We start from the raw sequence: 12,809 nt of genomic DNA on the forward strand, positions 1-12,809 counted from the left end.
TGCTACACTCCCGGTGCACCCAAGGTTTAAGTGTAGCAGAGCGTTGGTACATATTTAGCCTCTTTGCTGTAAGCGCATCGATAAATCGATGGCCTGGACATGCTTGGTCAGGGCGCCACTGGAGATAAAATCGACGCCGGTCGCCGCCAGTTCACTAAGCCGCTCACTGGTAATATTGCCCGATACTTCCAGCTTAGCCCGGCCCTGATTTAGCAGCACCGCCTGACGGATCTCCGGCGTAGCGAAATTATCCAGCATAATAATATCGGCGCCGGCAGTCAGCGCCTGTTTCAGCTCGTCCAGGTTTTCCACTTCCACCTCGACCGGCTTGCCGGGAAAGTTATGCCGCGCCTGCTGCACTGCCTGAATGATTGAGCCGGCCGCTGCGATATGATTTTCTTTAATTAAAAAGGCGTCAAACAGGCCAAAGCGATGATTCAGGCCACCGCCACAGCTAACGGCATATTTCTGGGCAAAGCGTAAGCCGGGTAGGGTTTTACGGGTATCCAGCAGCCGGGTGTTGCTGCCTTCCAGGTAGCGCACATAATGGGCAGTGGTGGTGGCCGTACCGCTTAGCAGTTGCAGAAAATTCAGCGCGGTACGCTCACCGGTGAGCAGCGCTCTTGCCGGTCCTTGCAGGGTACAGATCACACTATTTGCACTTAAGCGGTCACCGTCAGTGGCGTGCCACTGAATGCTGACCTGATTACCCAGCTGCAGAAAGACTTCATTAACAAAGCCGCTGCCGCACAGCACACAGTCTTCGCGGGTAATAATGGTTGCCACCGCCTGCTGGCTGGCCGGGATCAGAGAAGCGGTAATATCGCCAAGTTCAGCGTTTTGCTGGCCAAGATCTTCAGCCAGGGCAGCCGCAACAGCGCGGCGCAGCTCATCGGCTAACAAAGGATGCTGAAAAGGGGTAACAGGGTTACTCATGGTTTAGGTCACTATCCGGTTTAGAAAAGGGTATACAACGCCGAAGCTGAATGCGACTTGAACAATCTGACTTGAGCAATGCGACGCGGCTACAAACGTTGGATCAGCGTTAACTGATTTCCTTGCTGGCGAAATTCTAACTGTTTTAGGGCACTCATACCTAACAAAATCTCAGTGCCGCCTAAATTTGGCACTATGCTGGCCGGTACCTGATACAGCACAATATCGCCCAGCTGCAGCTCGGCGATTTCACTGCGCCAGGCGTTACTGATGCCATTGGCAGTGGCGACCCGAATTTGCTGGCCCTTTTGCATACCGAGTAAGGCCGCACTGCGCTCTGAGACCGCGACTGTGGTGGCGCCGGTATCCAGTAAAAACTCGGCGCGCTGACCGTTAATCAGCGCTACGCCGAGATAATGGCCGGCCCGATTGCGGGTTAGCTGGGTAATAATTTCGCCATTACCGCGGCTGCTTTGCAGTTGCTGATTCGGGTTTTGCTGCTTGCCCAGATAATCCTGAAAGAACCAGAACAGCACGACAACCAGCACTATCCAGGCCAGGATATGAAAGATCCGACCAAAGGAAGAACTGACTTCAGGTGCTTGCATAAAAGATCCCCAGCATCGACAATAGGCCTACAGTGTACTAAGACCAGAGCGCTACGGCAAAATTCCCGATGATTGCAGCCAAGCCACCGCTGATCCTTCGCCCCAGCGCGCATTTTGATGAGCGCCCTGACCCCACCGATATCAGTTTACTGGTGATCCACAATATCAGTTTACCCGCCGGTGAATTTGCTGCCCGCCCGGAGCAGAGTTATGTCGACGCGCTATTTTGCGGCCAGCTGGATTGCAGCGCGCATCCGAGTTTTAGTGACTTAGCCAACCTTAGAGTCGCAGCGCATTGTGTGATCTGGCGCGATGGTCAGATCTTCCAATATGTGCCGTTTGAAAAACGCGCCTGGCATGCCGGTGTCAGCCAGTTTGCCGGTCGCGAACGCTGTAATGACTTTTCGATCGGTATTGAGTTAGAGGGCACCGACAATATACCCTATACTGAACAACAATATAGCAGCTTGCTTCAGCTAAGCCGTTATTTGTTGGCGCAGTACCCTGCCATCACCGCGGAGCGGATTGTTGGCCATTGCGATATCGCGCCCGGTCGCAAAACTGACCCCGGCCCGGCTTTTGATTGGGCCCGCTATAAAACGGCGCTAAAGGAGAACAAGGCATGACCCTGATAAGTATGTTACTGGCATTAATTATTGAGCGACTGGCGGTGCGTAGTGACGCCTGGCAAGCCCGCCCTTATTGTCAGGCCTATCTGAAACTGACCGCTGGTTCCGGCCTGAAACAACTGGCTGAGCATCAATATGGCCGTTACCTGTGGATCCTGCTGCCCGGCCTGCTGGTGGCCGTATTACTGCATCTGCTGGATAACCGCTTGCTGACATTAGTAGTGAACACACTGGTACTGCTGGTGGGGATTGGTTGCTGGCATTACCGGCAGTTGTATAAACAGTATTTAAATGCGCAGGAACGCGGCGATGCCGAGGCGGCGCACCTGGCCATGCAGCAGATCAGCCAGGATAGCCGCAGCACGGTAGACAGCAGTCAGGGGCTAACCCTGGTTTGGTTAAACTTCCGCTATTATGCCGCTGTGGTGTTCTGGTTCTTAATTCTGGGCGCCTTTGGGGTCATTACCTATGCCTTGCTCCGGCATCTGAATGAACAAACCGCAACCGAACAAGCGGCAGCGGCTAAGGTGGTAGACGAGCATAGCGATCCGCTGGCAGAAAGTGAAACTGCTGCGGGCTACAGTGCGGATTACAGCCAAGCTGACTACAGCACTGCCGATGACATTAGCGATGACATTAGTGCTGAGAACAGTGGCGCCGATAACAGTGCTGAGCCGGTCACTATGGAAGCTGCCATCGACAGCGATACCGAGAGCCTGAGTGCTGAGCCAGTGTCAGCACCCGCCGCCCGGGATGCACTTAACTGCATGCTGCATTGGGCGGACTGGTTCCCGGCACGGTTATTTGGTTTGGGTTTTGCGCTGGTGGGGCATTTCTCCCGCGCCTCGAATGCCTTGCTCGGTTACTTTTTGGATTTTACCGCCAGCAACGAACAGGTGGTAAAGGATGTGGCGCGTGCCGCTGAACCCTTACCGGAAGAAGTTGTTAACGGTATTGAAGATACCAGCAGCATGGTACAACTGGCCAAACGCAATATGCTGTTCTTCCTGGCCTTTACCGCGATCTTAACGCTGAGCGGCTGGCTCGGTTAATTTGGCGGGTTTACTGTAGCTCCTCAGTGTTATCTCTTGCTTAAGGCGCCGTTTGGCGCCTTTTTTATGGTGCGCCGGGCATGGCGCGCAGCGCCTTGACCGGCGCTATCTGCTGACTGTGGTGGTTAGCAGGTGACTTGGAGGTGAAAGTCCTCTACACACCCGGCAAGGGGAAGTGTTAGCTGAACGGCAAGGGTGCCTATCGTGAGGTAGGATCTGAAGGAAGCTGAAAGCAAAATGCTGGCCTGACGAACAGGAAGCGGTTTAGGCGTTGTAGCAGGGTAAGGTGGCCATTATCACTAAAGCCCAATACTTGCATGGAATGCTGCAACGTAAAGCCGACAGGCATAAGCAGGAAGGTCGCGCGAATTACCCCGGGAGGTCTGATGGTCTGCCAAAGTGCTACTAACATCGGAAGGTGTTGGGATGGGCCATCAGAAGTCAGCCGAGGCCGTAGTAGTGCTGAAACCAACAGCATGAAGGGCTGAACATGTTTAACCGCGATTAGGACATTGGACCTCGATGCTGATTGATGATGCACAAGCGCAGGAAACTGCGGCCATGAATAGCAGATGCGAACAGAATTCGCCGACGCGGCATTATGGTGCTGAAATTAACACGGCGGCCAATGGGCGAACGAAAGCGGAAGTACCGCTGACGATGGAAGCGGTGATAACCCGAGATAACCTGATGCTGGCGTATCAGCGAGTGGTGGAAAACAAGGGTGCAGCAGGGGTTGATAACCTGAGTGTATCGGCATTAAAGCCATGGCTGAAAGCACACTGGCCAAGTGTCAGAGAAGCACTGATAACGGGTAGCTATCTGCCACGGAGGATACGCAAAGTCGATATTCCCAAGCCAAATGGCGGGATAAGGACACTGGGTATACCGACCGTAGTGGACAGACTCATCCAGCAAGCGATAGCGCAAGTGCTCACGCCTCACGTTGAGCCCGGCTTCTCACACTCCAGTTATGGCTTCAGAGCAAACCGCAATGCATGGCAAGCTGTGCGCCAAGCGCAGCAGTACATCCATAGCGGCAAACGCTGGGTTGTGGATATGGATTTAGAGAAGTTCTTTGACCGGGTAGACCACGACATCCTGATGTCGAGGTTAGCCCGAATCATCAAAGATGACCGGTTACTCAAACTCATCCGCCGATATCTGGAAGCAGAAATGGTAGATGAGCAGGGTGTGTTAAAACGTGATAAGGGTATGCCACAAGGCGGACCGCTGTCACCACTGTTATCAAATATCCTGCTGGACGAACTGGACAAGGAGCTTGAACGGCGCGGACATAGCTTCTGCCGCTATGCGGATGACTGCAACATCTATGTCAGTAGTCAAAAGGCAGGCGAGCAGGTGCTTTGCAGCATCGGTGAATTCTTAGAGAAAACATTGAAGCTGCAGGTGAATGAGCAGAAAAGTGCAGTCGCCAGGCCCTGGGAGCGCAAGTTCCTGGGATATAGCTTCACCAAGCACCAGGTCGTGCGACTGAAAATTGCGCCAAGCAGTGTAGACAGGCTGAAAGATAAAATCCGAAGTCTGACGACAGGAAACGGCTCAAAGTCAGTGGCAAAGGTTATCAGTGAATTAACACCGGTGCTGCGAGGATGGATAAGCTACTTCCGCCTGACCGAAGTCAAAGGCGTGCTTGAGGAGCTGGATGGTTGGATACGGCGCAAACTACGTTGCTTGTTATGGCGACAATGGAAGCGACCTTACACCCGAGCCAGAAAGCTAATGAAAGCGGGTCTTGATGAAGTCAGGGCGTGGGCGTCAGCTTGTAATCAACGCGGAGCGTGGTGGAACTCGGGGGCCAGCCACATGAATCAGGCATATAAGAAAAGTCTGTTCCAGAAAGCTGGACTAGTATCACTGCTGGATTGCCACCGGCAGTTCCAGTGTTAACATGAACCGCCGTATGCGGAACCGCACGTACGGTGGTGTGAGAGGACGGCGGGAGTGATCCCGCCTCCTACTCGATGCCGCTGGCGTAAAGAACTGCATTGGTTAGCAGCAGTCAGTAGATAAGTATTCATTATAATTGGTCAGACCAATTTATTTCAGTATTGAAACATTCGCCATTTCCTGAGTAATTACTCTAACAAAATCGCGCTTGCCAGCCCCGAAAAATTCTGCTTTATTTACAAGCTGTGCAGAAAATGCTAGCCTGCTGCCCAACTTTTTAAAATTGGTAAGACCAATTTACCGGGCACGAAATTGCAGCTAGCCTGGCGAGCAAATAAAGGATCTCTGCCACCCATTATGGCTGATTTAAAAATTAAGCCTGCCAAATTATCCGACCAGATAGTGGCGCAGCTGGAACATTTACTACTGGAGGGCAGCTTTAAGCCTGGCCAGAAGCTACCTTCAGAGCGCGAGCTGGCTGAGCGCTTTGCGGTATCGCGTCCATCGCTGCGTGAAGCTATCCAAAAGCTGGAAGCCAAGGGCTTAGTCAACCGGCGCCAGGGTGGTGGTACTTACGTTTGCGACAATATGGTCAAGCAGCTGACTGATCCGCTGTTTATGCTGCTGGCGCAATATCCGGACTCGCAGTTCGACTTTCTGGAATTTCGCCACGCCTTGGAAGGTATTTGCGCCTATTACGCGGCGCTTCGCGGCACTGAAGCCGATCATAAAAAGATTAAAGCCTCGTATGAGGATATCTGCCTGCAGCAGCAGTTGCAGGACAGTGATGCCGAAGCCAAAGCCGTGACCCAGTTTTATCTGGCGGTGGCGGAGGCGTCACACAATATCGTGTTGTTACATCTGGTCAGAAGCCTGACGCCGCTGACCGAACAGAATATCCGCTTAAACTTAGCCGCCTTGCAACAGCGTGACGGCTACGCCGACAAATTAAATGAGCATCGGCGCCGGTTAATGCAGGCGGTAATTAGCAGGGAGCCCGAATTGGCCCGTCAGGCCAGTAACGGGCATTTAGCTTATATAGAAGAAGCTTTGCTGGAAGTGAGCAAAGAGCGCTCCCGTATTGAGCGCTCGTTGCGACGGTCGCAGCAGGCATAATTATTTTTGCAGCACGCCTCGGCGTGATTAACCAAAGGAAACCTCGATATGTCTGAAGTCAGTAAGGTTGACATCGACGCTCTGGAAACCAAAGAGTGGCTGGAAGCGTTGGAGTCGGTGGCGCGTACCGAAGGGGTAGAGCGGGCGCAGTTTTTGCTGGAGCAGGTACTGGAGCAGGCCCGGCTGGAAGGCGTCGATATGCCGACCGGTGTCACCACCAACTACATCAATACCATTCCACCGCAACAAGAGCCGGCCTATCCGGGCGATGTGAACCTGGAGCGGCGTATTCGCTCGGTGATCCGCTGGAACGCCATAATGATCGTGCTGCGTGGCTCGAAAAAAGATCTGGAACTGGGTGGCCATATGGCGTCGTTCCAGTCTTCTGCTGCCTTCTATGAAACTTGCTTTAACCACTTCTTCCGCGCGCCGAACGAAAAAGACGGCGGCGATCTGGTGTACTATCAGGGTCATATTTCACCGGGTATCTATGCCCGTGCCTTTGTTGAAGGCCGTTTAACTGCAGAGCAACTGGATAACTTCCGTCAGGAAGTGGATGGCAAGGGCCTGTCGAGCTACCCGCACCCGAAACTGATGCCGGAATTCTGGCAATTCCCGACCGTATCGATGGGTTTAGGCCCAATTACCGCCATTTATCAGGCGCGTTTCTTAAAGTACTTAAATGGTCGTGGTTTAAAAGACACCAGCGCGCAGCGCGTTTATGCCTTCCTCGGTGACGGTGAGATGGACGAGCCGGAATCACGCGGCGCCATTTCGTTTGCTGCCCGTGAAAAACTGGGCAACCTGTGCTTCCTGGTCAACTGTAACCTGCAGCGCCTGGATGGCCCGGTAATGGGTAACGGTAAGATTATCCAGGAGCTGGAAGGGTTATTCCGCGGCGCCGGCTGGAACGTGATCAAAGTGGTGTGGGGCCGTGGTTGGGACAAGCTGCTGGCCAAGGATACTACCGGTAAGTTACTGCAGCTGATGAATGAAACAGTAGACGGTGACTACCAGACGTATAAAGCCAAAGATGGCGCCTATGTACGCGAGCATTTCTTTGGCCGTTACCCGGAAACGGCGGCACTGGTTGCCGACATGACTGACGAAGAGATCTTCGCCTTAAAACGCGGCGGTCATGAACCATCTAAGCTGTATGCGGCCTTTAAAGCAGCCCAGGCCTGTACCGATAAGCCAACGGTTATTCTGGCGAAAACCGTTAAAGGTTACGGTATGGGTGATGCCGCCGAAGGTAAAAACATTGCGCACCAGGTCAAGAAAATGGACCTGACGCATGTTAAACAGCTGCGTACCCGCCTGGGTTTAGAAGACTATATCAGCGAAGAGCAGGTTGCCGATTTACCTTATATCAAGCTGCCGGAAGGCTCGCCGGAACTACAATACCTGCACGATCGCCGTAAAGCCTTACATGGCTATACGCCGGTGCGGTTACCGAAGTTCAGCGAAACCCTGACGCTGCCAGAGCTGTCGGCCTTTGATTCGCTGCTGGAAGAGCAAAAGCGCGAAATTTCCACTACACTGGCTTATGTGCGGGCACTGAATATCCTGCTAAAAGATCAGCATATTGGTCAGCGCATCGTGCCGATTATTGCCGACGAAGCCCGTACCTTTGGTATGGAAGGCTTATTCCGTCAGATCGGTATCTATAACCCGCATGGTCAGAACTATACGCCGGAAGACCGCTCGGTGGTGTCTTACTACAAAGAAGATACCGCGGGTCAGGTACTGCAAGAGGGTATTAACGAACTGGGTGCCATGTCGTCCTGGGTAGCGGCGGCAACGTCTTACAGCACCAATGATCTGCCGATGATCCCGTTCTATATCTACTATTCGATGTTCGGCTTCCAGCGGGTTGGCGATATGGCCTGGCTGGCCGGTGATCAGCAGGCGCGTGGTTTCCTGTTAGGTGCCACTGCCGGTCGTACTACGCTAAACGGTGAAGGCTTACAGCACGAAGATGGTCATAGCCATATTCTGGCCGGCACAGTTCCGAACTGTATTTCTTATGATCCGACCTATGCTTACGAGCTGGCGGTAATTCTGCAAGACGGTATCCGTCGTATGTATGGTCCGGAGCAGGAAAATATCTATTACTACATTACCGTAATGAACGAAAGCTACCATCATCCGGCGATGCCAAAAGGCGCCGAAGAGGGTATCCGCAAGGGTATCTACAAGCTGGAGTCGTACAACGGTGGTCGCGGTAAGGTGCAGTTACTGGGCTCAGGTACCATCCTGAACGAAGTGCGTAAAGCGGCCGACATTCTGAGTAAAGACTACGATGTCGCTTCAGATGTGTACTCTGTGACTTCCTTTAACGAGCTGGCGCGGGATGGTCAGGATTGCGAGCGTTTCAATATGCTGCATCCGGAAGCGGCCGAGAAGGTGCCATTTGTGGCGCAGGTGCTGAACAAAGCGCCGGCGATTGCCGCCACCGACTATATGAAAAACTACGCCGAACAGATCCGTGCCTTTATCCCGGCCAATAGCTACAAGGTACTGGGTACCGACGGTTATGGTCGCTCGGATAGCCGCGAAAACCTGCGTCGCCATTTTGAAGTTAACGCCGGCTATATCGTGGTAGCAGCGCTAAACGAACTGGCGAAGCAAGGTGAGCTGAAAAAAGCGGTCGTGGCCGAAGCGATTAAGAAATTTGGCATTGACGCCGACAAAACCAACCCGCTGTACGCATAAGAGGATTTGTCATGACGATTGAAATTAAAGTACCAGATATTGGTACCGATGAAGTAGAAGTGACCGAGATCCTGGTAAAGGTGGGTGACGTTGTTGCTGCCGACCAGTCGCTGTTAAGCGTAGAAGGTGACAAGGCTTCAATGGAAGTACCCGCTGCCGTGGCCGGCACAGTGCAGGAAATTAAGGTTAAGGTAGGCGATAAAGTTAAAACCGGTAGCCTGATTATGGTCTTTGCTGGTGCCGAAGCTAAAACCGAAGCCAAGGCTGCGCCAGCGCCAGCGCCAGCCGCCCCGGCACCCGCAGCAGCGGCCAGCGCCGAGGCAAAAAGTGCAGAAGTAAAAGAAGTGCAGGTTCCGGATATCGGTGGCGATGAAGTGGAAGTCACCGAGATTATGGTTAAGGTTGGCGATAGCGTCACGGCCGATCAGTCATTGCTCAGCGTCGAAGGTGACAAGGCCTCGATGGAAGTGCCAGCGCCGTTCGCCGGTGTGGTCAAAGAAATCAAAGTACAGGCTGGCAGTAAGGTGAAAACCGGCAGCCTGATTATGCTGTTTGAAGTTGCCGGCAGCGGCAAAGCGCCGGCCGCTGCGGCTCCAGCCAGTGCTCCGGCTGCGGCTGCGCCGGCTGCGGCCAGCACAGAGCAAAAAGACGTTAAGGTACCGGATATCGGTGGTGACGAAGTCGAAGTCACCGAAATTATGGTCAAGGTTGGCGATACCGTTGCGGCCGATCAGTCACTGCTTAGCGTTGAGGGCGACAAGGCCTCGATGGAAGTGCCAGCACCGTTCGCCGGTGTGGTAAAAGAAATTAAGGTACAAACCGGTAGCAAGGTGAAAACCGGCAGCCTGATTATGGTGTTCGAAGTAGCCGGTGCCGCCAAAGCGGCCGCGCCTGCTGCTGCCAGTGCAGCTGCTACCACTGCTAGCGCGCCAACGGCTAGCGCCAGCCCAGCTGCTGCGCCGGCAACAACGGCAGCGGCTGATGGCTTTGTGGCTAACAGTGCCTATGCTCATGCTTCGCCGGTGATCCGCCGCTTAGCGCGCGAGTTTGGCATTAACCTGGCCAAGGTAACAGGTACTGGCCGTAAAGGCCGCGTCGTGAAAGAAGACGTGCAGAACTACGTGAAGCAGTTAGTGAAGCAGGTAGAAAGCGGTGCTGCACCGGCTGCTGCCGCAACCTCTGCCGGCGGTAACAATATGGGCTTTGACTTACTGGCCTGGCCAAAAGTCGATTTTGCCAAGTTTGGTGCCGTAGAAGAGAAACCGCTGTCGCGGATCCAGAAAATCTCTGGTGCTAACCTGCATCGCAACTGGGTACGCATTCCGCATGTCACCCAGTTTGACGAAGCCGATATCACTGGCCTGGAAGACTTCCGCAAAGAGCAGAATGCGCTGGCGGATAAGAAAAAGATGGGCGTTAAATACACCCCGCTGGTCTTTATTATGAAAGCGGTGGCCAAGGCGCTGGAAGAGTTCCCAACCTTTAACAGCTCTTTATCAGAAGATGGCGCCAGCCTGATCCTGAAAAAGTATGTGCATTTAGGCATTGCCGTTGATACGCCAAATGGCCTGGTGGTGCCGGTGGTACGGGATGTTAACAAAAAAGGCATTATCGAATTATCCCGCGAGCTGCAGGACATTTCGGTGAAGGCGCGCGAAGGTAAACTGACGGCCAGCGATATGCAGGGCGGCTGTTTTACTATCTCCAGCCTGGGTGGCATTGGCGGTACCGCCTTTACCCCTATCGTTAACGCGCCGGAAGTGGCCATTTTGGGTGTCTCTAAATCCGACATCAAACCAAAATGGAATGGCAAAGAGTTTGAGCCTAAGCTGATGCTGCCGTTATCGGTATCCTACGACCATAGGGTAATTGACGGTGCTCTGGCGGCGCGCTTTACTGCCACCTTAGCCAGTTATCTGGCCGATATCCGGCAAATTATTATGTAAAAAAGCCATTACGCCACGAAAAGTGGCGTAATTTTCACTCAGCCATGCAATCTATGGTTACAGAGCGGCGGCTCTGATGTTAAAATTCCGCCAATTTTTTCGCCTGACAGCCCTTGCCCTACACTTGGCTGTTGGAAAAATTTACTGATGATAAAAGGTAAAATGATGAGCAACGAAATCAAAACCCAAGTGGTAGTGCTGGGCGCAGGCCCTGGCGGTTACTCTGCAGCCTTCCGTGCCGCAGACTTAGGCTTAGAAGTAACACTGGTTGAAGCACGCAGCACCTTAGGTGGCGTGTGCTTAAACGTGGGTTGTATCCCATCTAAAGCACTGCTGCACGTTGCAAAAGTGATTGACGATGCCAAAGAAATGGCCTCACACGGCGTGACGTTTGGCGCACCGGAAATTGATTTAGATAAAATCCGTGCCTGGAAAGACAAGGTAATTGGTCAGCTGACCAACGGCCTGAGTGGCATGGCGAAAATGCGTAAAGTGAAGGTGGTTAACGGCTACGGTAAATTTACCGGCGCGAACACCTTACAGGTTGGCGATACCACTATTACTTTTGAACATGCAATTATTGCTGCCGGTTCAGAGCCAGTGGCGCTGCCATTTATTCCAAAAGATGACCGCGTAATCGACTCTACCGGCGCGCTGGAATTAAAAGATATCCCAGGCGAAATGCTGGTATTAGGTGGCGGTATTATCGGTCTGGAAATGGGTACGGTATACCGTGCGCTGGGCTCTAAAGTCTCAGTAGTAGAATTTGCGGATCAGTTAGTCCCCGCCGCTGATGCCGATATCGTTAAAGCCTACACCAAGTACAACAGCAAAAACTTCAACATTATGCTGTCGACCAAGGTAACAGCAGTAGAAGCCAAGAAAGATGGTTTATATGTGACCTTTGAAGGCAAAAACGCCCCGGCTAACCCGGTACGTTACGACAAGATCTTAGTTGCGGTTGGCCGTAAGCCAAACGGTAACCTGTTAGACGCGGCTAAAGCCGGTGTTAATGTCGATGAGCGTGGCTTTATCAATGTTGATAAGCAACTGCGCACCAACGTACCGCATATCTATGCTATCGGTGACGTGATCGGTCAGCCAATGTTAGCGCACAAAGCGGTACACGAAGGCCATGTAGCGGCTGAAGTGATCTCTGGCTTAAAGCACTTCTTCGATCCACGCTGCATTCCATCAGTCGCCTATACCGATCCGGAAATGGCTTGGGTAGGTGTCACCGAGAAAGAAGCAAAAGAGAAAGGCATCGCAGTAGAAACTGCCACCTTCCCATGGGCCGCCTCTGGCCGCGCCATTGCTTCAGCCCGCACTGAAGGCTTCACTAAGTTAATCTTCGACAAAGAAACCCACCGTATCCTGGGTGGCGCCATTGTCGGTATCAACGCCGGTGAAATGCTGGGCGAGATCTGCTTAGCTGTAGAAATGGGTGCCGACGCCGAAGATATCGCGTTAACCATCCACGCTCACCCAACGCTAAACGAGTCTATCGGCTTAGCGGCAGAGATCTACGAAGGTTCTATCACCGACCTGCCAAATCCAAAAGCGAAGAAGAAGTAATTTTTCTAAGTTTTAGCTAAAACAAAGGCCGCGAATGCGGCCTTTGTTGTATCTGATCCGTACCAATAATTTTGGACACCTTGCTAAGTGAGTACAATAGTTTAACGAGGTGAATAATGTTAACAAAGAAACTCCGCAAAAACATACCGCTGAATTTAAAGCTGAAGCCCTCAAACTGGCAGACAAGATTGGTGTTGCCGCGACAGCTAGAGAACTAAACAGCACAAATCTCAGTTATACAACTGGCGCACTGCCGCAGAGAAAAGCCTACCACCAGTGAATGAGAGTTGGAGCTTTCTGCTGAAGTTATGCGTCTGAAGC

At 52.7% G+C, this 12,809-nt stretch carries 9 protein-coding genes and 1 pseudogene; 8 read left to right on the plus strand and 2 right to left on the minus strand.

Annotated elements, in window-relative coordinates; all coding sequences use genetic code 11:
* Window positions 1–54: 54 nt before the first annotated feature.
* Both nadC and AJE_RS11300 read right to left on the minus strand, forming a co-directional pair.
* The gene (gene nadC, locus AJE_RS11295; RefSeq protein WP_008950959.1) at window positions 55–936 is read right to left on the minus strand and encodes a carboxylating nicotinate-nucleotide diphosphorylase; all 882 of its coding nucleotides are present in this window, start codon (window positions 934–936) and stop codon (window positions 55–57) included.
* Between the two features lie 89 nt (window positions 937–1,025).
* A complete protein-coding gene (locus AJE_RS11300; RefSeq protein ID WP_008950960.1) occupies window positions 1,026–1,544 on the minus strand; it encodes a retropepsin-like aspartic protease family protein in 519 nt (172 codons plus the stop codon).
* A 68-nt stretch (window positions 1,545–1,612) separates the two neighbouring features.
* Between AJE_RS11300 and ampD the strand changes: the two genes are divergently transcribed.
* The 8 genes and pseudogenes from ampD to AJE_RS18240 all read left to right on the plus strand — a co-directional run.
* The gene (gene ampD, locus AJE_RS11305; protein WP_008950961.1) at window positions 1,613–2,170 is read left to right on the plus strand and encodes a 1,6-anhydro-N-acetylmuramyl-L-alanine amidase AmpD; all 558 of its coding nucleotides are present in this window, start codon (window positions 1,613–1,615) and stop codon (window positions 2,168–2,170) included.
* Window positions 2,167–3,225 (plus strand): regulatory signaling modulator protein AmpE, encoded by a 1,059-nt coding sequence (gene ampE / locus AJE_RS11310; protein WP_008950962.1) that lies wholly within the window; start codon window positions 2,167–2,169, stop codon window positions 3,223–3,225. The genes ampD and ampE overlap by 4 nt, the downstream gene beginning before the upstream one ends.
* A 561-nt stretch (window positions 3,226–3,786) precedes the next feature.
* A complete protein-coding gene (ltrA, locus tag AJE_RS11315; protein ID WP_237709349.1) occupies window positions 3,787–5,136 on the plus strand; it encodes a group II intron reverse transcriptase/maturase in 1,350 nt (449 codons plus the stop codon).
* Window positions 5,137–5,493: 357 nt separating this feature from the next.
* Window positions 5,494–6,252, plus strand: a complete 759-nt coding sequence (gene pdhR, locus AJE_RS11320) for a pyruvate dehydrogenase complex transcriptional repressor PdhR (RefSeq protein WP_008609336.1) — start codon at window positions 5,494–5,496, stop codon at window positions 6,250–6,252.
* A gap of 48 nt (window positions 6,253–6,300) precedes the next feature.
* The gene (gene aceE / locus AJE_RS11325; RefSeq protein ID WP_008950964.1) at window positions 6,301–8,967 is read left to right on the plus strand and encodes a pyruvate dehydrogenase (acetyl-transferring), homodimeric type; all 2,667 of its coding nucleotides are present in this window, start codon (window positions 6,301–6,303) and stop codon (window positions 8,965–8,967) included.
* An 11-nt stretch (window positions 8,968–8,978) separates the two neighbouring features.
* A complete protein-coding gene (gene aceF, locus AJE_RS11330; protein WP_008950965.1) occupies window positions 8,979–10,913 on the plus strand; it encodes a pyruvate dehydrogenase complex dihydrolipoyllysine-residue acetyltransferase in 1,935 nt (644 codons plus the stop codon).
* Between the two features lie 165 nt (window positions 10,914–11,078).
* The gene (lpdA, locus tag AJE_RS11335) at window positions 11,079–12,488 is read left to right on the plus strand and encodes a dihydrolipoyl dehydrogenase (protein WP_008950966.1); all 1,410 of its coding nucleotides are present in this window, start codon (window positions 11,079–11,081) and stop codon (window positions 12,486–12,488) included.
* A gap of 116 nt (window positions 12,489–12,604) precedes the next feature.
* Window positions 12,605–12,769: pseudogene (locus tag AJE_RS18240) on the plus strand (transposase); the annotation flags it as partial.
* Window positions 12,770–12,809: the final 40 nt, after the last annotated feature.

Source organism: Alishewanella jeotgali KCTC 22429 (assembly GCF_000245735.1).
In the GTDB taxonomy this organism is placed as follows: Bacteria; Pseudomonadota; Gammaproteobacteria; order Enterobacterales; family Alteromonadaceae; genus Alishewanella; species Alishewanella jeotgali.

What these genes read in the sequence shown, in the direction of transcription:
- nadC (WP_008950959.1), bottom strand. Translation starts at nt 936, where the DNA reads ATGAGTAACCCTGTTACCCCTTTTCAGCATCCTTTGTTAGCCGATGAG.
- AJE_RS11300 (WP_008950960.1), bottom strand. Translation starts at nt 1,544, where the DNA reads ATGCAAGCACCTGAAGTCAGTTCTTCCTTTGGTCGGATCTTTCATATC.
- ampD (WP_008950961.1), top strand. Translation starts at nt 1,613, where the DNA reads ATGATTGCAGCCAAGCCACCGCTGATCCTTCGCCCCAGCGCGCATTTT.
- ampE (WP_008950962.1), top strand. Translation starts at nt 2,167, where the DNA reads ATGACCCTGATAAGTATGTTACTGGCATTAATTATTGAGCGACTGGCG.
- ltrA (WP_237709349.1), top strand. Translation starts at nt 3,787, where the DNA reads ATGAATAGCAGATGCGAACAGAATTCGCCGACGCGGCATTATGGTGCT.
- pdhR (WP_008609336.1), top strand. Translation starts at nt 5,494, where the DNA reads ATGGCTGATTTAAAAATTAAGCCTGCCAAATTATCCGACCAGATAGTG.
- aceE (WP_008950964.1), top strand. Translation starts at nt 6,301, where the DNA reads ATGTCTGAAGTCAGTAAGGTTGACATCGACGCTCTGGAAACCAAAGAG.
- aceF (WP_008950965.1), top strand. Translation starts at nt 8,979, where the DNA reads ATGACGATTGAAATTAAAGTACCAGATATTGGTACCGATGAAGTAGAA.
- lpdA (WP_008950966.1), top strand. Translation starts at nt 11,079, where the DNA reads ATGAGCAACGAAATCAAAACCCAAGTGGTAGTGCTGGGCGCAGGCCCT.